Origin of the sequence: Amycolatopsis sp. NPDC023774, from assembly GCF_040639695.1 — a bacterium.
Lineage (GTDB): Bacteria > Actinomycetota > Actinomycetes > Mycobacteriales > Pseudonocardiaceae > Amycolatopsis.
In genome coordinates, this window is sequence record NZ_JBFAAJ010000064.1 from 1 (window position 1) to 18,910 (window position 18,910).

24 protein-coding genes are annotated in these 18,910 nt (G+C 66.8%); 11 read left to right on the forward strand and 13 right to left on the reverse strand.

Annotation, left to right across the window (positions count from 1 at the left end):
* Positions 1–222: 222 nt before the first annotated feature.
* Entirely contained in the window at positions 223–513 is a 291-nt protein-coding gene (locus tag AB0F91_RS45610) for a hypothetical protein (protein WP_360608511.1), read from the forward strand.
* Positions 514–570: 57 nt separating this feature from the next.
* Here AB0F91_RS45610 and AB0F91_RS45615 read toward each other — a convergent pair whose 3' ends face one another.
* Both AB0F91_RS45615 and AB0F91_RS45620 read right to left on the reverse strand, forming a co-directional pair.
* Positions 571–1,380 carry a hypothetical protein gene (locus AB0F91_RS45615; RefSeq protein ID WP_360608513.1) on the reverse strand — a complete coding sequence of 270 codons (810 nt, stop codon included), beginning with the start codon at positions 1,378–1,380 and terminating at the stop codon, positions 571–573.
* 82 nt (positions 1,381–1,462) lie between these two features.
* The gene (locus tag AB0F91_RS45620; protein ID WP_360608515.1) at positions 1,463–2,077 is read right to left on the reverse strand and encodes a hypothetical protein; all 615 of its coding nucleotides are present in this window, start codon (positions 2,075–2,077) and stop codon (positions 1,463–1,465) included.
* 32 nt (positions 2,078–2,109) lie between these two features.
* On the opposite strand from AB0F91_RS45620, the gene AB0F91_RS45625 reads away from it, so the two are divergent.
* Positions 2,110–2,304, forward strand: coding sequence for a hypothetical protein (locus AB0F91_RS45625; protein ID WP_360608517.1), 195 nt, complete (start codon positions 2,110–2,112; stop codon positions 2,302–2,304).
* 91 nt (positions 2,305–2,395) lie between these two features.
* Here the strand turns inward: AB0F91_RS45625 and AB0F91_RS45630 are convergent, their stop codons facing one another.
* A complete protein-coding gene (locus AB0F91_RS45630) occupies positions 2,396–2,749 on the reverse strand; it encodes a hypothetical protein (protein ID WP_360608519.1) in 354 nt (117 codons plus the stop codon).
* Positions 2,750–2,865: 116 nt separating this feature from the next.
* Here AB0F91_RS45630 and AB0F91_RS45635 point away from each other — a divergent pair, with 116 nt between their 5' ends.
* Both AB0F91_RS45635 and AB0F91_RS45640 read left to right on the forward strand, forming a co-directional pair.
* Positions 2,866–3,144: a hypothetical protein gene (locus AB0F91_RS45635; protein ID WP_360608521.1), complete on the forward strand. Its 279-nt coding sequence runs from the start codon at positions 2,866–2,868 to the stop codon at positions 3,142–3,144.
* 189 nt (positions 3,145–3,333) lie between these two features.
* On the forward strand, positions 3,334–3,480 hold the full coding sequence (locus AB0F91_RS45640; RefSeq protein ID WP_360608523.1) for a hypothetical protein: 147 nt from the start codon (positions 3,334–3,336) through the stop codon (positions 3,478–3,480).
* A gap of 305 nt (positions 3,481–3,785) precedes the next feature.
* On the opposite strand, the gene AB0F91_RS45645 is transcribed toward AB0F91_RS45640, so the two are convergent.
* Positions 3,786–4,358 (reverse strand): hypothetical protein, encoded by a 573-nt coding sequence (locus AB0F91_RS45645; protein WP_360608525.1) that lies wholly within the window; start codon positions 4,356–4,358, stop codon positions 3,786–3,788.
* A 265-nt stretch (positions 4,359–4,623) separates the two neighbouring features.
* Here AB0F91_RS45645 and AB0F91_RS45650 point away from each other — a divergent pair, with 265 nt between their 5' ends.
* Positions 4,624–5,733, forward strand: a complete 1,110-nt coding sequence (locus AB0F91_RS45650) for a serine hydrolase domain-containing protein (RefSeq protein ID WP_360608527.1) — start codon at positions 4,624–4,626, stop codon at positions 5,731–5,733.
* 1,018 nt (positions 5,734–6,751) lie between these two features.
* Here AB0F91_RS45650 and AB0F91_RS45655 read toward each other — a convergent pair.
* From AB0F91_RS45655 to AB0F91_RS45675, 5 genes are all read right to left on the reverse strand, one after another.
* Positions 6,752–6,994 carry a YrhB domain-containing protein gene (locus AB0F91_RS45655; RefSeq protein ID WP_360608529.1) on the reverse strand — a complete coding sequence of 81 codons (243 nt, stop codon included), beginning with the start codon at positions 6,992–6,994 and terminating at the stop codon, positions 6,752–6,754.
* A 74-nt stretch (positions 6,995–7,068) separates the two neighbouring features.
* Positions 7,069–7,278: a hypothetical protein gene (locus AB0F91_RS45660; RefSeq protein WP_360608531.1), complete on the reverse strand. Its 210-nt coding sequence runs from the start codon at positions 7,276–7,278 to the stop codon at positions 7,069–7,071.
* A gap of 41 nt (positions 7,279–7,319) precedes the next feature.
* Positions 7,320–7,523: a hypothetical protein gene (locus tag AB0F91_RS45665; protein ID WP_360608533.1), complete on the reverse strand. Its 204-nt coding sequence runs from the start codon at positions 7,521–7,523 to the stop codon at positions 7,320–7,322.
* Positions 7,524–7,565: 42 nt separating this feature from the next.
* A complete protein-coding gene (locus AB0F91_RS45670) occupies positions 7,566–7,760 on the reverse strand; it encodes a hypothetical protein (protein WP_360608535.1) in 195 nt (64 codons plus the stop codon).
* Positions 7,761–8,185: 425 nt separating this feature from the next.
* On the reverse strand, positions 8,186–8,797 hold the full coding sequence (locus tag AB0F91_RS45675; protein ID WP_360608537.1) for a hypothetical protein: 612 nt from the start codon (positions 8,795–8,797) through the stop codon (positions 8,186–8,188).
* Between the two features lie 505 nt (positions 8,798–9,302).
* On the opposite strand from AB0F91_RS45675, the gene AB0F91_RS45680 reads away from it, so the two are divergent.
* Positions 9,303–9,473, forward strand: coding sequence for a hypothetical protein (locus AB0F91_RS45680; RefSeq protein WP_360608556.1), 171 nt, complete (start codon positions 9,303–9,305; stop codon positions 9,471–9,473).
* 190 nt (positions 9,474–9,663) lie between these two features.
* Positions 9,664–10,599, forward strand: coding sequence for a DUF5996 family protein (locus tag AB0F91_RS45685; RefSeq protein WP_360608539.1), 936 nt, complete (start codon positions 9,664–9,666; stop codon positions 10,597–10,599).
* Positions 10,600–11,105: 506 nt separating this feature from the next.
* Here AB0F91_RS45685 and AB0F91_RS45690 read toward each other — a convergent pair.
* Positions 11,106–12,452: a TOPRIM nucleotidyl transferase/hydrolase domain-containing protein gene (locus tag AB0F91_RS45690; protein ID WP_360608541.1), complete on the reverse strand. Its 1,347-nt coding sequence runs from the start codon at positions 12,450–12,452 to the stop codon at positions 11,106–11,108.
* Between the two features lie 258 nt (positions 12,453–12,710).
* Between AB0F91_RS45690 and AB0F91_RS45695 the strand changes: the two genes are divergently transcribed.
* Positions 12,711–12,956 (forward strand): hypothetical protein, encoded by a 246-nt coding sequence (locus tag AB0F91_RS45695; RefSeq protein ID WP_360608543.1) that lies wholly within the window; start codon positions 12,711–12,713, stop codon positions 12,954–12,956.
* 159 nt (positions 12,957–13,115) lie between these two features.
* On the opposite strand, the gene AB0F91_RS45700 is transcribed toward AB0F91_RS45695, so the two are convergent.
* Positions 13,116–13,376, reverse strand: a complete 261-nt coding sequence (locus tag AB0F91_RS45700; RefSeq protein WP_360608545.1) for a hypothetical protein — start codon at positions 13,374–13,376, stop codon at positions 13,116–13,118.
* Between the two features lie 317 nt (positions 13,377–13,693).
* On the opposite strand from AB0F91_RS45700, the gene AB0F91_RS45705 reads away from it, so the two are divergent.
* The 3 genes from AB0F91_RS45705 to AB0F91_RS45715 all read left to right on the forward strand — a co-directional run bounded on the left by AB0F91_RS45705 (position 13,694) and on the right by AB0F91_RS45715 (position 16,021).
* Entirely contained in the window at positions 13,694–14,329 is a 636-nt protein-coding gene (locus AB0F91_RS45705) for a hypothetical protein (RefSeq protein ID WP_360608547.1), read from the forward strand.
* A 60-nt stretch (positions 14,330–14,389) separates the two neighbouring features.
* Complete coding sequence (locus tag AB0F91_RS45710; protein WP_360608549.1) at positions 14,390–14,626, forward strand: recombinase family protein; 237 nt, start codon at positions 14,390–14,392, stop codon at positions 14,624–14,626.
* A gap of 840 nt (positions 14,627–15,466) precedes the next feature.
* Positions 15,467–16,021 carry a YceI family protein gene (locus tag AB0F91_RS45715; protein WP_360608551.1) on the forward strand — a complete coding sequence of 185 codons (555 nt, stop codon included), beginning with the start codon at positions 15,467–15,469 and terminating at the stop codon, positions 16,019–16,021.
* A 13-nt stretch (positions 16,022–16,034) separates the two neighbouring features.
* On the opposite strand, the gene AB0F91_RS45720 is transcribed toward AB0F91_RS45715, so the two are convergent.
* Both AB0F91_RS45720 and AB0F91_RS45725 read right to left on the reverse strand, forming a co-directional pair.
* Positions 16,035–16,550 (reverse strand): hypothetical protein, encoded by a 516-nt coding sequence (locus tag AB0F91_RS45720; RefSeq protein WP_360608552.1) that lies wholly within the window; start codon positions 16,548–16,550, stop codon positions 16,035–16,037.
* Between the two features lie 258 nt (positions 16,551–16,808).
* Complete coding sequence (locus AB0F91_RS45725) at positions 16,809–17,414, reverse strand: TetR/AcrR family transcriptional regulator (RefSeq protein ID WP_360608554.1); 606 nt, start codon at positions 17,412–17,414, stop codon at positions 16,809–16,811.
* Positions 17,415–18,910: the final 1,496 nt, after the last annotated feature.

Sequence of the window (18,910 nt, forward strand, 5' to 3'; positions counted from 1 at the left end):
ACATCGTTTACCTTGACCCGCAAGGGGCCTCCTCCGGCGGCTTCTACCCGGATGGACTCAATGGAGACATCGTTCAAGGCGCGGCACCGACCGCCAGCTAGTTTCCGCCTCCGCCATTCATCGCAAGTGCAGGCCCATCGCCGTCCTCGGACGGCAGCATCGACTCGATGAGATCGAGCAGCGCCCGGCGCTGCCGCTCGGTCAGCCGTGCGAAGCGTCCGTGTGCTCGGCAACGACATGCTTCAGGTCGATGACGCGCCAGGTGACCTCGTGGTGCTCGCGCTGAACGACGAGGAGGGTCCGGAGGTCATCGACCTCGTCCTACGTGCAGTGAATGACCTTGTGGACGAGCTGATCACGCGACCGAAGGTCACCAGCGCGTTTTGGACCCGCATCCCGGCGGGCGTTCAGAAGACGATCCGCGACAAGCAGGAGAGGCTCGGCGTGCAACCCACGGTCGCCGCCACGCAAGACGAGTCGGCGGCCGCACAGCCCATGCCGCCGTCGGCGTAGCGGGGCAAGCATCAACAGCGTGCCGCTGGCCGACGAATCCCGCAGGTCGCTGCGTGTTTAGTCGACGAGTTTCGTGGGCTGGGCGGTGATCGGCCCGTCGTGGCCGTCGACCACGAGGTACCAGTAGGCGTCGTAGGGCACGAACTTTAACGACTCCGCCAACTCCCGCACCGGCACCACCCGCTTGAACCGCGGATACGCGGTGCGATTCGGGCGTATCCCGGTGTCCCTCCAGGTGGAGCCCCGCCAATCGGGTGGGCAGTACGACCATTCCCACCCGATGTTGCCGTTCGGGAAGTAGCCGGAGCTCTGGGTCACCCGGACCTTGCCGGTGTTGTACGGCGTGGCGAACGCGATCTGCCCCGTGTAGGCGTGGCCAGGCACGTACGTCGACGGCAGCTTTTTCAGCGGCGTCACGCACCTGTCCGTCTCGATCACTCTCGTGCCGATCGTGCCAGTGGTCGAGAGGGAGAACGGGTTGATCACGCCGGGCAGGGCGACGAACGGGCCTAAGCGCTGCCCCGCGACCTTGTCGGTGTAGGTCGTCACGGTGACGTCCAGGACGACCGTGTGCCTGCTTACCGCGCGATGGCTGGAGGGGTCACACTTCGGGTCCACGCTGATCTTCGTGATCCAGAAATCGACCGCACTGCTGCCGTCCCTGTTGGTGATTCCGACTCGTTCCCCGACCTTCTTCGCCAGGTAGGTGGCCGCCGCCCCAGTCGCCGGTGCGAACTCCGGCGGTGTGATGGGCACGATCTCCGGGTGGGCGTGGGGCGTGATGGCGGGCGGCGCGTGGGCACCGCATGCGGTCAGGCCGAACGCGGCGACCGCCGTGGCGGTGAGCAGGAGAAAGCGTCTCGACAAGTCGTAATCCCTTTGTCAAGTGTGCTGGTGATAGTCGGACTGCTGGCCAGAGGTCGGGGCTCTCCTGCCCATCAGGCGGTGATCAGTACGACCATTCCCACCCGAAGGTGCCGTTCGAGAAACCGCCGGAGGGATCAGTCAGCTGGAGCTTCCCACTCTTGTCCGGCGTGGCGTACGCGATCTGCCCCGTGTACGTGCGGTTGGGCGCGTACGTCTGCGGCAGCTCCTTCAGGTTCGACCGGCACATGTCCATCTCGGCCTGGTCAGTGACGCCGCTGCTGCCGGTGGTCGAGAACGCATACGGGTTGATCAGACCCGACAGGCTGCCGAAGACGCCGCCACCCGGCTGCCCCGCGTCCTTGTCGACGGACGTCTTCACCGTGACGTCCAGGAGCACCGTGTGCTTGCCCGCATCGCGGGGCATGTACGGGTCACACTTCGGGTCCACGGTGATCTTCGTGATCCAGAAGTCGACGGCCGTGCCGCCGTCCGAGTTCGTGATCCCGGCGTGATCCCCGACCTTCTTCGCCAGGTACGCGGACGGCGGCGGGGCGAAGTCATGACCGGCACAGATGAGGGGCGGGGCGCAGTTCGGGCACAAGCGCTCCTGCCGCTGATCTGCGTGCTGCTTGAAGCTGACCCGACACGAGACGCACACGTAGTGCAGCTTGTAGTACGTCTCGCCGTAGAAGCACACCAGGTCATCGTACTGAGTAGAACGAGACCGGCATGGCCAACGTGATCGTGTCGATCGGGCACTGGCGCCGGCACCGGCAGCTGTGGCTGAACAGCCCGGCCCTGCTCGCGCGCGGCATCGCCCAAGTCGGGCAAGGCACCGTGTCCCTGGTCGCCGACCAAGTCACCCCGCTCGACCTCAAAGCCCCGCCACGTCGTCGCGAGACTTCCGCTGACTGTAGGGTCTAGCGGCTGATGACGTAGTCGCACGAGCTACGTCGCCCGGACGTCGTATGCGAACCCGGATGATGGCCTCGGTCCCCCACTCCGCAACCTCCAGTCAGGCACTGTCAGGTTCCACCGCGCCGGCCGGGGAGCTCGTCCGACGGCGTGGGGATATGAAGTGGACCCGCTGTTGAGAACCGGACGAGCGCAGAGCCGCGATCTCGTACTGGTGAACCGGCAGACCCATCTCGTAGACCCGGGCAAGCAGGGTTCGAACGTCGCCGAGTATCAGGGTGCGCACGGCTTCACGGCGGAACCAGCGCCGGTACGTGACGACCGGACCGGTGCTCTCCTGTTTGATTTCGATCCGCGTGGCCGGGTCCGCGATCGCGCCGGGTACAGGCACCGTCGGCGGAGCGATCAGTTTGTGGTCGTCGGCAAAAGACTGCGTGCTGTAAACCCAAGGCAACCCGGCTGAGTAATTCGCTGTAATTCGCTGTGACGACCACGCGCTTCACCTTCGCCGGGCGATGTGCGCGAGCGGCCAGGCCGCGAGCGTGTGCCCGGACAGGAGGGAGACCACCCATGAACAACCACCAAACCGACCCCGCGCGTGAGGACCTGCACCGGGGGCTGCTGATCGCCGCGGTGTCGCTCATCGGAGCGAGTGCCGTGCTGGGGATGGCGGGACTGGCGGCGTTCGGGACCGCCGTCGTCGTTTCGGGGCGGCACTGGGCTCGCCGCGTCGAGCTCACGCCGACCGAGCTCGCGAAGCTGAAATGGTCCCAGGCCAAATCAGCAGCGAGCGCCGGCAGCGGCGCCTGGCGCGAGCACCACCACCACCCTCACCACCACGGCCACTGAGCCCGGAGCCGTCACAACCAGCCCCGCCGCGTGGCTTCCATCGCGATTCGGCAACGAGTGCGGTGGTGCCCTGCCCGCCTTGGACCATGCCGCGCAGTGCCGGGCTCAGCCCGACCTCAAGTCCCTCGCCGCGGCGTCGAGTGGGACGTGACTTCCGAGCCCAGGTGGCGAGGGCGTGGCGGAGTAGGGGTGCGTCCGCCTGCACCCCAACCGCTGCGCGGCCGCGGCCTGCCGCTGATTCGCCTGCTGCCCGACCACGCCAAGGTCACCCCGACCAACCAAGGCACCGTCGTCACCATGACCTGGCACCTCGCCCCCCACCGTCCGGCCAGCTAGACCCCGCATGCGCCAGCTACCACGACGGCCTGACCCGGACCCGGCGAACCCTCCGACGACGGACGAACACCCGCCGAGGCTCTCGCCACGCCCCAAGCGGAAACCATGTCGCCGCATCTCGTCAGTGCTGACGAGTTCGGCCGCGTCGACTACCACGCTCTCCGCGTGCACTCGGACAGCCAGGCGGGCACGTCGTGATTCCGGGGAGGGGGCGGGCCGCACGGCGGGAGCTCACCGTCGCCGTTACCGCGGCGGTGAGCTCCCCGGTCCGCGTAGCGGTTCACACCTCGCCTGGGCGTGAGTGCTCAGCCCGCGACGTACTCGCGCACGAAGTTGCTGCAGCTGAGTTCGGTGCTGCCCTCGTAGTTGCAGGCCTGGACATCGATCCAGCCGGATTCGGGAATGTCGGCGAGGACCGTCGGCTGGACCCAGCCGGTTCGACCGAGGACCAGTCCGGCCAGCAGCGCGCTCGGGCCGGCGATCAGGGCCGCGGCACCGAAATAGTCGATTCTTCCGCCGGCCGCGGCGGGCCGGACGGGGTTGACCGGCAGGGCCCGGAAGAAGACGATCAAGCCGACACTGAGCAGGCCCACGACGAGATAGGGGCAGCGCCAGCCGGCGGCGGGGACCAGGAGCGCTGCGAGCAGAGCCCGATCACTTGCCTGGCGGCCACAACGAAAGCCGATGGGCTCGCCGCGCCGGCATCGGGCCGGGCTCACCGCAGTGCCCGGCTTCGTTGGTCCGGCAATGATTTTCAGCAAGGATTGAGTGCGGAAAGTGAGGAATGCTAGGGTTTTCAGCTTCGACGACGGTGACCGTCCGGTCACGACATCACTGGCGCAGTACTCGAATCCTGGGGCGGAGGCGGTGATACCCACTATGAGGGTATCCCGAGTGCATCCGGCACCGAGTCGGCGTGACGCGGGAATTCGCTCGCGGAAAGCGCGTTCCCGGCGCATCGCCGGGCTCGCCCTCGGCGTTGCCACCCTCACGATCGCGGGGTGCTCCCCGTCCGCACCGACGACGGGACCCTCCGGCACATCGGTGGGGCCGCCGGGGACGGCACAACCCCGCACCGCAACCGGTTCCGCACCGGGGCAGTCCGCGCTCAAGCCCATCGACCCGGCCGCATTCCAGTCGACCGTGGCGGCTGCCGCCAAGGAGCTGCTTGTTCCCGGAGCGGTGGTCCTGCTGCGCACCCCACAGGGCACCTTCACGGCGGCGGTCGGCACCACGGAACTGGGTACCAGCACACCACCGGCCGCGGACACTCACTTCCGGATCGCCTCCAACACCAAGACCATGACGTCGGCGCTGATGGTGCTCCTCGCCCAGGACGGCAAGCTGCGGTTCAGCGACCCGGTGTCGCGATACGTCTCCGCTGTGCCCAACGGTGACAACATCACCATCTCGCAGCTGCTGAACATGCGCAGCGGCCTGTACAACTACACGGACGCACCCGAGCTCGCGGCAGCGGTGGACGCCGACCCGGCGAAAGCCTGGACGCCTCAAGAGGTGCTCGCCATCGCGTTCCGGCGCCCGCCAGTGTTCCCGCCCGGCACGGCGTACCAGTACAACAACACCAACTACGCGTTGCTGGGCCTGGTGGCCGAGAAGGTCGGTGGACGCCCCTTGGCACAGCAGTTGCAGCAGCGCTTGTTCGGGCCGTTCGGCCTGCGGCAGACTTCGCTTCCCGCAACCACCGACGACTCCATCCCGGACCGCTACTCGCACGGTTACCTCTACGGTGGATCCGCGTACGCGTTCGTCGACCAGAAGTACCCACCCGACCTGCAGGCCGCCGCCCGGGCCGGAACACTCCAGCCCAACGACTACACCCGGCAGAATCCCTCCTACGCCACCGCCGCCGGAGGCGCCGTCTCCACCTCGGACGACGTCGCGACGTGGATCCGGGCACTGGTCTCGGGCAAGGTCTTCAACGCCGACTTCCAGCGGCAATGGCTGGACAGTCTGCAATCCGAAGACCCGAACGCGCCCGACGGCCAGAAATACGGGTACGGAATCTCCTACCAGCGTTTCGCGCCGAACGGCGCGATGTGGTACCACGGCGGTGAACTTCCGGGGTTCAACTCGTTCATCGGGTACGACCCGGACAACGACGTCACGCTCACCATCTGGGCCAACTTGACCTTGTCTCCGGACGGCCGGGCCACGGCTGTCGCCATGCTTCCCACCGTTCTCAACCAGATCTACGCCGGGTTGTCGCTGCCGCCGGCGCCGACCCCGACGTGAACCAGGTGCTGCGGTGGTGGTTCGGCACGTTCGGGCCCTGCGTGCTGACCTGGTGGTTTGCTCGGCAACCCACTCACCTGGGCGTTTGTTGTGTCAAACCGTCGCTGAGTCGCACACGGTGCCCCCGCAGTCGGCATTTTCGCCGTCTTTTCCCACGACTGTTCTCACCCAAGAGCCGAGGCGACCGATCACCTCGACTTCGCGGTTTCGTCGAACATCGTTTGACGGCGATGCACCCTTGGCGCCGAGTGAGCGGGCGGATCACTGCGGGCGGAACGCGGTCGCCGCAGCAGGTCACTCCGCCCTACCATGACAACGAGCCCGCCCAAGGCGCATCTACCCGGTAAGGGTGCGTCCTGCCCGTCGCACGGTGGGGGTGGCAGCCCGTTCGAGCCGGGCCGGGTCCGGGGAACTCACGCCTCGACGGGAGGTCTCGGTGTTCCCGCATCAACGCAGTCGCCGGCAGGAGCCCGCAGTGGCTTGCCTATCAGTGGAAATCCAGCAGCGTCTCGAAGCGAGCGGCGAGTACGTCGTCCATGTCACCGTCGATGATCACGCTCAGGATTCCAGCGCCGTGATCGCCCGATCCGGAGCGTGAGTTCGGTCGTCCCCATGACCGGATATTCGAACCATGTGTCGGGTGGGAGGTCTGCATCCGGCTGGGGGATGCCAGCTTCCAGGGCGCCGTTGTCGAGATCGTCCCAGCGGTAGTGCGCGGGCTGGTGCCCGCCGGCCGAAGAGGGCAAGTCGGCCGAGTACCGGTGGGCGATCAGCTTTAAGTGCCGCGGTGGGATCTGGTCGAATCAAGCTGTCATGCTTGGCGGGCCGCCGGGCAGGGTGGACCCCGGCCGAGTGCGGAGGGACTGGTTCGAGCGCCGGCGCGGTCCGGGAGCCAGCTGGCGCTTGCAGGTCACCCCGCGCGACGCGCCGGATCAGGTCGTCGCGGATGTCGAGCAGCGGTCCGAGGAGTAGCACCGGGCGGCGCAAAACCTTCGTCGAGTGGCCGTCATGTCGCTTGTCAGGCGGGTCCGAAGACAGAGCCGATGTAGGGCTTCGCCCCAGACTTGGGGACGACGACGGGACCGTTACCGATGAGTGACCCTGAGGGGTCATCCTGTTCCACGAAGGCGCGACTGTTGTAGTCGAAGTACCACGCATCATCGAGTTCCTCACAGGTGGCGATCACGATCTCGACGTCGTTCTCTGTGCGGATCCCGGCATCAAGAAAATGAGCAGCCTCGAATGCGTCCTGAAGTACCACGTCAGTTCGTCCTCACAAAGTAGAAGCTGCCGGCTCGGCGCGGTGCGCGGCGACGTTCCGGTCGACCGTGTGGCCTACAGAGTGGCAGACGACATAAGCTTGCTCTCCTCCTGCACGTGAATATCGAACACGCGGCCGTCGGCGTCGATCACGCGAACGTTGCCCTGCCCGTCGTGATCGGCAGACATGCCATCCCGCCCCTGGAGCCACCACGCTATGTCGTTCGCAAGATCGAGCGCGTCCAGTGTGGGGTGCTCGGCGGTGCGTTCGTCATCGCTCGTCATAGGCAACTCTGCCCGACAGCCTCCAGGATCCGACCATCCGATCAAGATGTTTGGCTCCGTCGTGCGATCACGTAGCGTATCCAGCCCAAGATCGCGCCTACGGTGACGAAGACAGCAAGATACTGGGCGGCGTTCAGCCAGTTCGGGCTGACGATCAACAAGATCCACATCACGACAGCGATGAGTGTTTGGACTGCGGCGAAGACAAGATCCTGCCTGGTTCGCCGATTCCTTTCGCCGCTCACGCAACGTTCCCCTCTGCCGGCCCCTCGGACCTGCTGGTGTCGTCACCGCTGTGCGCGGCGGGCACGTACGTACGCGACCCAGTAGTAGACCGCATTGGCTGTAGCGACCGCCACGACAGCGACGTAGAGCCACGTCAAGAAATGTCTCTCTCCGGCGTTGAGCATAAAGAGCAGCAGCCAGCCGGCGGCGAGCACCGTATAGAGCAACGCCAAGGCCAGCGCGGCATTCCGCGGCATTGACCCGGGTCTGAGCCACCTGCCGGCCCGTACGAGTATTCCGCGAAGCTCGACGGCTGGAGGTGCGTGGTGCACGTGCCCGGCGGGGTGCTCCAGTCCCGCACTGGCAGCGACCTGACCGCCCGCTTCCCCGCAGTGCTCCAGGCGGCGACCGCGCTGGGCCGGGTGAATGCTCGATGGCGCGCTGTGCGCATACCGGAACGGCCGGCTGGACTTCGCGGCGCTTAGCTACGGCCAGGCCCGGCGCCACGCTGAGGGCATCACAGTCGTCGTGGCGTTCGATCTGCTCGGCGCGCGGGGCCGGGACCTCCGGCCGTGGCCGCTACCCGCGGGCGGGCACGGCTCGCCGAGGTGATCGGCGCGAGCGGCACCGGCGGGCAGCTGATGCCCCTCGACGCTGGACGTGGACCTGGGCCGTGCGTGGATTAGCGCGGATCAGGCGACAGTCGGCGTCGAGGGTGCTGTCGCGAAGGGGCTAAACAGTAAGTACCCGCTGCGCGGTGGGCGCGCGGGCTGGGTGACTGGACGGTGACCTCGGTCGGAATGGTGAAGCTAGTCGCGGCAAGGGTGGCGCCGGCCGCCGAGACGTAGTTGTTCCAATAGATCTTGTCGCCGGCGGCGAGCGGAACCCGTGCGCGAAAACAGTTCTGGATGCAGCCCTCGCTGGCTGCGGACGAGACGACCAGATCCGACGCGATCGAGTTGGCGTTCACCACCGTCCCGTTGCGGAGGATCTTGCTGGCCGCGTTGGCGCCGGAGACGAGACCACCGGTGGAACTGTGGTAGCAGAGCTGGTAGTAGCCGTCCAGGCCGATCGTGATGCAACTCGGGCTCGCGGCGGTGAACCATCCGAGAGGGTCCTCCCGAGCGAGCCACGTGCCCGGCGCGGACGAGCCCCGCGAGGAAAGTGCCACACTCGCCGACAGGGCTGCACGGCACGCGGGCATCGCGGGCGATTTCCGGCTGAGTTCGGCGACCTGGCGCCGCAGGGCGGCCAGCTGTTCGCCCAGCGTCCCGGTGCCTGGGGGTTGGGTCATGTCAGGTCACCGCCATTGTCGTCTGAAGCTCCAGAGAGACGGTGCTTTCGGTGTCGTTGCTGAACCGAGGATCCGGCGCCGGTACTGGCCGTCTAGAATCCACGGGTGCCCGCTGACGCCGAACACCGGCGCGTCGCCGAGCGCCCAGCCCGACAGCTTCAGCGACACCTGCACGCCGTTGCCGGTGGCGCCGTCCATCCGGACGCTGCACTTCCACGTCTCGGTGGCGGCCTTGAACGCAGCGAGATCCTTGGTCGCGTATGTGTCGAGGGTGGCCTTGACGACGACCGAGGCATGGTCGTTGTCGACGTAGTCCGTCGGCGGGTAGCCCTGAGCGATCAGTGTGTCGTCGGAGGCGTAGCCGGCCAGCATGGGGCGCTCTGTGCCACTGCCCTTGACCCACGTCTTCGTGCAGGGCGACGTCCCATCGGCGTTCTCCTTGTGACTGGACGCCCTCAGCGGGCCAATTTCTGAACCCGCCTGGCGGGTCAAGCCGAGCTGGTACCTGGTCGCGACCGACGACAAGATGATCCCACCACCAGCGCAGCGCGCGATGTCCCAGCTGACCCGCTCGAGCGTGGTCGAAGCGGCCGGCAGCCACTCCATCTACGTATCCCAGCCCTCCGCCGTGGCCGGTCTCATCCAGCAGGCCGCGTCCGCGGCAGTCGGGGGGTAACAACCGACGCAAACCAGGTCGGCGCATGGCCACGCTCCGCTGGATCCCTCCCGCGGCTCGTTGGCGTGCCGAAGATCAGCACCCATCGCACGGGTCGGCCGGCCACATCTTCCAGGCACGTGCAGCCCTTGACCTCCGCCGGAATCGCTTACACTGTGCGACATTCGGTTTGACACTGATCGGAGTCACGATGACCTCTGAGCTCGCCGTCACGGCCCCGTGGCCTGCGCTTCGGGTCGACGACTGGATCGACACGCGTGACACCCTGCACATGTGGACGCAGGTCGTCGGCAAGATCCGCATGGCCAACACGCCGCTGGTCAACCACTGGTGGCAGGTTCCCCTGTATGTCTCTGCGAGGGGCCTCACCACGTCATCGATCCCGAGCGGGGATCAGCTCTTCGACTTGGAGTTCGACTTCGTTGAACACCGCCTGAACATCCGCGTCAGCAACGGCGCGCACGGTCATGTGGTCCTCGAGTCGAAGCCGGTAGCCGTCTTCTACCAGGAGACGATCGCGGCGCTGGCCAAGTTGGGCATCGAAGTGTCGATCTGGGCGACCCCCGTGGAAGTCGAACAGGCAATCCCCTTCGCCGAAGACACCACGCATCGCACGTACGAGCACGATCACGTCCGCCGATTCTGGGGTCAGCTCTCGGCCGCACACCGGGTCATGAGCAAGTACCGAGCCGAGTTCATGGGTAAAAGCAGCCCGGTGCACTTCTTCTGGGGAGCGATGGACCTGGCTTGCACCCGGTTTTCCGGCCGCGTCGCCCCACGCCACGCCGGTGGAGTTCCGAACTGTCCGGACCGTGTGATGGTGGAAGGCTACTCCCACGAACTCGCAAGTTGCGGGTTTTGGCCAGGCGGCAGCGCGGAGGGCTCCTTCTATGCCTACTCCTACCCCGAGCCCGACGGCTACCGGCAGCGCCGCGTGCAACCCGACATTGCTTATTTTGATGCGGGTTTGGGCGAGTTTTTGCTGCCGTATGAGGCAGTGCGCACAGCGCGAGACCCAGAGGATCTGCTCCTCACCTTTCTTCGATCAACCTATGTCGCCGCAGCTGATCTCGGGGCATGGGACCGCGAGGCAGTTGAACATCGGCCGCACGCCATTGAGGGCTGACGCCGCGGGCTGTTGTGAACGACGAAGCTGTGGCGACGGTGTTGGCGTGAAGGATTCCCTCGAAGCGGACGACAGCCAGGCGATGCTTCTCAACGCTGCGACGGGCCTCTGACCGGCGGCCACTGTCCCCTGGACGGCCGTGCGCGCCGCCGATTCGCGCACGGCGGGCGCCGAGTCACTCCCTGCGCCGGGCGCTGGGCCTGGCACAGCGGTTTCGTCGCTCCGACAGGCCTGTGTCGTTGTTCACCTGGACGGGTGTGCCCGGATGCACCTTTTCTGTCAGTGGCCCAGGGTAGGAACTGGGTAGCGAAGGGGATGAGATGAGATACGAAACCGAAGATGGCGCGCTGCTACCGAACCCCAACGGATGCCACTGGTGTGGCATCGACCGCCAAGAGCACTTCCAGCGCTGGGTGCCGGAGGCGGGCCTTCACATCTGGGCCGAACCCACGGCCGACCAGCGGAAAAGCCGCATGCTGGCTCGCAGGGCCCGCGGACTCGACACACTAGCTGGCAAGCTTCCGCAGCTTCGTGAAGACGTCTCGCGATGCCTGAGGCACGTCGTCCGGCCCCTCCAGGTGTGACGCGAGCTTGACCATCATCTCAGGCTTGCCGCTCGGGCCGTCGGCGCTGTGCTCACGGAGCATTCGCTCGACATCACCGCTGAACTTCTTCCCCGCCCGATGTACGGCGAAGTGCCCCTGCGGCCAGCCGCCTTCGCGCGGCCACTCGGAGTTGGCGACCCGAACCCACACCTCGTCGTCGAACAGTTCCTCCAGCTCGAACACGCCCTGCTTCTGACCGAGAAGCACGACGACGTCCTCGTAGTCGCCGTCGAAATTCCGCTGCAACCGCGAGGTAGCGAACATCTTGTTCCTCACCTGGCTGTCGGCGTCCACGACGAGCAGTACAGCCCGGCCGTGGGTGAAGAGGTAGCGGGCAAGCGACAGCGCGCCGTCGTTGCCGCCGCACGCCCACAGCGCGATTCCGGCAGCCTGCAGCGACAGGCCTTCGGACAGGTTGAAGAGCAACGGCATCACCTGCTGCTCGGTCGGGCCTTCCACGGCGAAGAAGCAACGCTCGTGCAACAGCACCGAATTGCGCAACCCGACCGCGGTTGCGATGCGGCCCAGATGCCGGTCGAAGTCCGCGTGCTTACCCGAGCCGAGCCGTTCGACGACGGTCAGGTGCTGGTCGTCGGTCCGCAACAGGACGACGTCCTGGATATCGACTCCGTCGATCAGGTTCATCGAGTGCGTCGCCACCACGACGCTCACGTGCGGAGTCTGGCTCTGCTGCCGGATCAGCCGCATTACGTCGCGCTGGAAGTGATAGTCCAGGTGGGTGTCGGGTTCGTCGTACACGACGATGACTTGCCGTGCCGGATCCGCACCCTCAGCGGCGTCGTCGAGGTCGTCGGCCTGCTCGGCGAGGATGTCACTCGTCGCCTCCCACACCGCGAGCGAGATCCGCCGCGCACTGCCAAGCCCTGATCGGTCGAGCCGCACGGGCTCCCCGGATGCTCGCTGGATGTGAAGAGAGGTGTCACGAAGACTCGTCGTGACCGTGATCTCGGGTTTAATGGCCACGGAGGCGAAATCGCCGAGGCGGTCGACGATGTGATCGACGATCGGCTTCGCCTGGATCTCAAGCCACCCCTGAGCGCTCGTCTCCAGCTCGTGCACGCCGGTCAGCGTGGGTGTCGCGGTCACCGCCCCCGGAGTGGACACGGCCTGGTTCACCACCAGCGCCGTTGACACCGAGATGAGCGACACCAGCAGCCACCCCGTCGACGGGCTGCTGCGCGCGATGCTGCCGAACACCGCGGCCGCCTGGAACACGTTGATCGCCACCGGGACTGCACGCAATCCCGTGTTCGGCGCGCTGGCCAGTTCGAGCCATGACCCTGCCATTTCGGCGGCGAGTGTCGTGCGCGCCGGCACCGACGCCCAGTTCGCGGTCTCCGGCGCCGACGCGAAGCCCGGGGACGTCGTGGCCTCGCCCCGGACGGGTTCGTCGGGCTGGTCACCGCGGTACGCGACGGCCTCGCCATCCTGGACTCCAACCCGGGTGCGCTGCCCGGCACCTCAGGCCTGCGCACGGTGACCGCGGTGACCGGCAACCCCGTCACCCTCACCGCCGGCGGTACTCACGTCGGGGATCCGGTGACCGTGACCGCCGCGCCGGGCGTGCTGCGCGAGGGCAACCGGATCGTGCTGACCGGGTTCGGCGCCTCCGCCGGTCTCGTCAACCTCGGCACCGTCCAGCCCGCCGCGGGCGGCACGTGGCGGGCTGCAGCCCAGCGTGGCGACCCCGCCCGACGGTGCCGTGGTCGTGCTCTTCCACCGCTGACATGAGCACGGGGGTCGGGGACTGCTGTCGCGATCAGCAACCCCCCACCCCGCGCTGGGTCAGCCGGTCACGCTGCCGTAGCCCGACACCGCGGTGCCGCCGGACTCATGGGTGATCCGAAAGAAGTAGTCCTCGCTGTTGTCCAGCCCGGTGAAGCAGTGCTGCTACACACTGCCGTTGGTGTTCCAGTGGACGTCGGGGCCCTGCTGCCAGAAGTCGTACAGCTCCACCGGCATCGACTCGTCCTGCCCGCCCGTGATGGCGGCGTTCACGCACGCCCGGCCGTTGGAGGGATAGAACGACCGCGAGTCCAGCCCGTACTGCACGTTGAAGGTGAAGTCGAACGGCAGGTTTACCGCCGCCGGCGCGAACACCGACTGCGCCCCTGCCGCGTCGGCACCGGAAAGTGCGGGGGAGGTCGTCACGACCGACTCCGACCACTCGCCGTTCCTTTCACGGCCGGAGGATCTTGCCGAAGTACTGCAGAGGCTGGCTGAAGTTGGCGCCTGACAGTGGCTCCCGCAGGTTCTCCGATCTTCTCGGCCACCTCGAAACCTTCGGCCGGCTGACGGCCTCGCCCCGTCACCGGCACCCACGGTCGGCCAGCACACCGCCGAACTGCTGTAGCAGCCTGGCTTCGGTGCGGCCGTTCGGGTGCAGTTCGGCGGCCACAACGTCACCGATGCCGCCACCACACGTCGCGACTGCGACCGGGCAAAACCTTCGGCTACGAGGTGTGGGCATGGCGAGCATCACCGATGCGGTTGTGAAGAGCGGTGCGGTCGCCCCACGCCGAGCCGGGCCAAGGCGCTCAACACACAAGGTTAGCAGAACGGGCTTGCGATTCGCTTTCTACGGACGGATGTCCACGGCCGAGTTCCAAGACCGCAATACGTCGTCGGGCTGGCAGCGCGAAGCGGCCGAGGAAACGATCCGAGGGAAAGGACTCATCGTGGCGGAGTACTTCGACGCGGGCTGTTCGCGTCGGCTGCAGTGGCAGGATCGGCCCGCTGCGGCGCGGCTACTGGCCGCCGCCCAACACCCTGAACCCGAGTTCGACGCGATCGTCGTCGGCGAGTACGAGCGAGCGTTCTACGGCGACCAGTTCTCCGCTGTACTGGCGACGTTGAGCAAGCACGGGGTTCAGATGTGGCTGCCTGAGACCAGCGGGCCGGTGGACGTAGACAGCCCAGTGCACCAAGCGCTCATGCTGCTGCTGGGATCACAATCACGACGCGAGGTACTACGGGCCCGGCACCGGGTACTTGCCGCGATGCACACGCAAACCTGCGTCCAAGGCAGATTCCTCGGTGGCCGCCCACCCTACGGATACCGCCTGGCCGACGCCGGACCGCATCCGAACCCAGCCCACGCATGATGGGGCCGCCGGCTCCACCGCCTCGAACCCGATCCGACCCCTGCGCCGTGGGTGCGGTGGATGTTCGCGCAACGCGCCACCGGACGCAGCGTGGCCGGGATCGCGCGCGAGCTGAACGAACGCGGCGTACCGTGCCCATCGCGCGCCGATCAGGACCGGAACCGGCATCGGACGAAGCACGAGTGGATCGTCCGGACCGTGGCGGGAATCCTGGAGAACCCTCGGTACCGGACGGCAGGTGTGGAATCGGCACGGTGCCAGAACAACCGCTCCGACCGATACCGGCACTCCAGCTAGACCGCCACGAGGTTGGGCCGAGTCGGAGAAAGTGACGCATCCGGCGCTCGTGGACGAGGCAACGTTCGTGGCGATCCAGGGGATGCGCGCGGCCCGGTCCACGCAGCAAGGCGAGACCAGGGTTTACCTGTTGGCAGGATTGGTGGAGTGCGAGTTGTACGGGAGGCGGCTGGACTCGCACTGGGCAAACGGCCGACCCGGCTACCGCTGCCGTCACGGCCACACCAGCGCCCGCAACCGCCCACCAGCATTCGCGAAGAACGTCTACGTCCGCGAAGATCACTTACTCAACGATCTCCGCGCCAAGCTCGCCGAGACCATAGGCAACGACGGGTCCGCAATCGCGGACTACATGAGATCGAACTACCTGACGATCACGTGCGGCGGGCCCACGCGAGAGATCAAAGCGTGCGCCTCACCACGAGTGCAAACCGCGCGAGAATACACTGCCGGAGGTCAGCTGCGACTACTCTAACTCCGCCGCGACGCTCGGCTTCATGGGGTAATTGAGTGTCCGAGTCCGAGACGATCTTGCACGCTAACCACAACGCTCCGAATCCTCGGCCGACCTGCAGGTTCTCCCTTGTCGACCCCGAAGCCACCCCACGCCCTATGGGGACTACAACGCTGGCCGCTATCGAGAAGTTCGCCCGCTGACAAGTCGCCACCTCGCCCGGCAGGGCGGGGTGACGACCCGGTCGATCGTGTCGTTGTCGCAGTCGATCTCGACCATGTCCGGGACGACGTAGGGACCCAGCGCCGGCCACGAAGCGCCCGCGCCGCGACCCGGACGGCGACGTCGACATGGACAGCTGAGCGTCCCGGCGTAACGTCGAGTTTATGTCGTTTCGGGACGGCCAATACCGGTCCGGTCCGCAGTCGGCCGAGCTATTGGTGAAGACGCGGCGCACCGGACTCGGCTCGCGCGTCGGGCACGATCTCACGATCGAGGCGTCAGAGTGGGTTGCCGCCGTGTCGGTGAACACGGCGGACCCCGCGCTGTCCTCGGTCGCGGTCGACGTCGTCGCCGGCTCGCTGCGGGTGCGGACCGGAAGCGGCGGAATCAAACCGCTCACCGACTCCGACCGCGCCGAGATCGAGAAAAACATTCAGACGAAGATTCTGCACACCGACCGATATCACGCAATCACGTTCCACTCGACGCGAGTCATCCACGATGGCGAATCGCTCACCGTCGACGGCAATCTGACCATCATGGACCAGTCACACCCGATCACCGTGCTAGCCACGGTCAGCGACGACCGCAGGATCCGAGGCGGCGCAACCATAGTCCAGACACAATGGGGCATCAAACCCTATTCGGCGTTTTTCGGGGCGCTGAAGCTGGCAAACGAGGTCGCAATCGAATTCGACGCGGAACTCACACCGCCCTAGCCACGCAGAATCATCAGGCCGGCCGCCGCTCGCCGAAATGCAGCATACTGGGTGCCGGCTGAGCGCGGTGGGCGTGGACAGTGGCGAGGCTGGCCCGGCAGGCGCTCACGATCTGGCGAGTGGCGATGCCCTTGGGGGTGCGGCGGCAGCGCGGGCAAGCCATTGTCGCGTCGCCAGTGAGCTCGTCGATAGCCACCGTGACTGCGCACTGACAGTCACGGCACCAGCGATGACCCGTGACGGGGCTGGCGTGCTCGGGGGAGGCGATGCACTGATGGATCCATCGGCGGTGGGCGGGGCAGGTCAGCCGCTCGAACGGGGACAGGCCGGTCTCGACGGCGGCGTCTTCGGCGGCCAGCTTCGCGGCCAGGCTGCGGTCGGCCAGGTCCGCATAGCGGCGGCTGGCGGACGCGGCCGCGCGATGCTGGGCCATCAGGGACACGACAGCGTCGGCCCGCCGGTGGACAGAGGGCCGGGTCTCGCCGCCGGTCGGCGTGGTCGCCGTAACGAAGGTCTGCTGGAACATCATCGCCCTTTCCTGCGAGAACAAGGCCGGTCAGGACCTCGCTCCTGAGCCACGGACGCCATTGGTCGCTGTCTGAGGTCAAGCTTCGCTCACCAACCCGGGTATGTCGTCACAGCAGGCAACCATCTTGGCGTAGCTGCTCGCCGGGGCTGCGCGATACCAGCTACCAGGAAGCGGCACAGCTGGCTCAAACTTCGTCGCGCTGACTCATTCCCCCTGGCAGCGGTGCATCGTGGTAGTCCGGAATTCCCCGGGGGATAGTCAGCGCGGAAAGCGCGACGGCGAACGCCACCCGGAACCCGTCGGCCGTGGGTACGGACACTGGCCCACCTGGACGGTGAGCGTGGCTAGGAGCGACCCGATGACGGCCGAAGAAATCGCTGTCCGCGGGCCGGCGCCGCGGCCGCAGCGGTCTCCGAGGGTGCCGGCGCCTTGGCTGCGGCCGGTGGTGCCACGGCCGGTGCCGGAGTCGCCGGCGAGATGCTCGGCGACGGTGCTGGTGAAGCAACCGGCGGCGAAGCAGGGGCCGAAGCGTCCGCCGGGGAGTCGGCTGGTGAGGCGGGCGCTGCGCCCACACCAGCAGACCCGCCATCGCCTCCTGCTGCTGCGAAGAGTGCACCAGCCGCGGACACGGCCGATCATGTCCTCGGGATCAGCCTGGGCATCCGCTTTCTCCAGCAGCACCTGCAACCGCTCGAACTTGTGCTCGAGCAGACCGTGTACGATCTCGGTCCGGTCTGCGAAGTGCTGATAGATGCTGGCCGGAGCGATGCCCACCGCTCTGGCCACGCCACGGATGGTGAGCGCGTCCTCGCCGTCGAGCTCGGAGAGCAGACGACCGGCAGCGTCCAGGATCTCCGTGCGCAACCGGCTTCCTTCGCCCCAACGATTGCGAGAACGTTGCCCAGTCTCGTCCGTCGTGTTCGACATCGGAACATTGTCGTTCATGCCGTATTGCGGCTTGACACCGAACTACGTCCCCGCACACGATCGCCTCACCAGGAACCAAGTCTGGCCTTCTGATCCGTAGTTCCAACGCTGACCTGGGGAGACCCAGAACGCCTGGCCGCAGCAGGCAGCAGTTGCGCCGAACTGGGCATGTCCGGCATCGGTAGGCAGCAGATCGTGGACCAAGATCACGACCGTCGCCGACTGGCGACCAGCTACACCGCCCATCAGAGACGTACACGCCGAGCTTGCCCGGCGCAGGGCCGTCGCCAGCGGCGCGTGGCGCCGCCATAGTGACGTGATTGCCAAAGCCCGTAGAGGTCGTTCATTGCCTCGCGGGCTTCGTCGACACTATTGATCATCTCGCGAAGCCCCGTGTCAGTACCGTCCAGGTAGTTCGCGACCCCTTCCATGGTCTCGTGGAATCGGCGCAGGTGGACGCGCGGCAGTGCCTCAAGCGTCAGGGAGCCGTTCCGCGAGACTAGGTAGCGGAAGTAAACTGATCAACCGCATCAAACGCTCGGTGAGTAACTAGTGGAGGCGGCGTCAGCAACGGCTGTTCGGTCGGGCCCGCCGCGCCGCCGGCCATGACGACCACATGTGGGTCATGCCCGATCCCACGTACGAGCAGTTCGACCCTCGACGCGACCGAGGCCGGACTGGAACTGGTCGCCATCCCGCCCGACGAACCGGGGCGAGGCCGAGAGGATCGAGCTGCGCCTGGACGGCCGGGGTTGCCGCAGGCGGTGTTCTGCCGCACAAGCATGTGCCGGGCGTCGGCGAGCGGGCCGACGAGCCCGTGGTGGTTGCCTTGGGCGGACACGGTGGGCAGCGGCCCGTCCACCGGGTAGGCGGTGGTCTTGGATCCGCCGCCGCACAACAGGGACACAAACGGCGGGATCACCATGGCGGTCTCCCGGCGGCAGGTCTGGGGCCCGCAGCGGCTGCTCGAGGGTGGTCACGGTCTCGACCCCGGCCAGCTTGGCGACCGGCACGACGAGGGCATGCACGACCACAGCGTCGGTCTTTACCTGGTAGATGGGGGTGGGCCGGGTCGGGCTCGAACCGACAACCAAGGGCGTATGACACTGCTGTGAGGCGGGACACTGCACGCTTTCCCCAGTTCAGCGTGACGTAGTCGCTGTCCTGGGTGCATATCTTGGCTGCCTCAGACTGGCGTTCGCAGTCATCTTCGCGGTCATCTTCGCCAGCATCGACTTGCTCTGCCTGCCCACAGGCGGATGCGAAGCGCTACGTGAGCGACGATCCCGTTGACCTTGATTGGCGTCACCAGGACCACCTGCGATACGACCATGGTGGTGATGCGCCCCGGGTCTGGTGCAGGTCTCGTTGTCTGTCACCGAGCCCGGGCAGGCTCGAGGGGTTGATCGTAGCGTGATGCTCGGTGGTCGGCT

What these genes read in the sequence shown, in the direction of transcription:
- AB0F91_RS45660 (WP_360608531.1), bottom strand. Translation starts at nt 7,278, where the DNA reads ATGACGAGCGATGACGAACGCACCGCCGAGCACCCCACACTGGACGCG.
- AB0F91_RS45635 (WP_360608521.1), top strand. Translation starts at nt 2,866, where the DNA reads ATGAACAACCACCAAACCGACCCCGCGCGTGAGGACCTGCACCGGGGG.
- AB0F91_RS45705 (WP_360608547.1), top strand. Translation starts at nt 13,694, where the DNA reads ATGGCGAGCATCACCGATGCGGTTGTGAAGAGCGGTGCGGTCGCCCCA.
- AB0F91_RS45715 (WP_360608551.1), top strand. Translation starts at nt 15,467, where the DNA reads ATGTCGTTTCGGGACGGCCAATACCGGTCCGGTCCGCAGTCGGCCGAG.
- AB0F91_RS45675 (WP_360608537.1), bottom strand. Translation starts at nt 8,797, where the DNA reads ATGACCCAACCCCCAGGCACCGGGACGCTGGGCGAACAGCTGGCCGCC.
- AB0F91_RS45720 (WP_360608552.1), bottom strand. Translation starts at nt 16,550, where the DNA reads ATGATGTTCCAGCAGACCTTCGTTACGGCGACCACGCCGACCGGCGGC.
- AB0F91_RS45710 (WP_360608549.1), top strand. Translation starts at nt 14,390, where the DNA reads ATGTTCGCGCAACGCGCCACCGGACGCAGCGTGGCCGGGATCGCGCGC.
- AB0F91_RS45670 (WP_360608535.1), bottom strand. Translation starts at nt 7,760, where the DNA reads ATGCCGCGGAATGCCGCGCTGGCCTTGGCGTTGCTCTATACGGTGCTC.
- AB0F91_RS45625 (WP_360608517.1), top strand. Translation starts at nt 2,110, where the DNA reads ATGGCCAACGTGATCGTGTCGATCGGGCACTGGCGCCGGCACCGGCAG.
- AB0F91_RS45685 (WP_360608539.1), top strand. Translation starts at nt 9,664, where the DNA reads ATGACCTCTGAGCTCGCCGTCACGGCCCCGTGGCCTGCGCTTCGGGTC.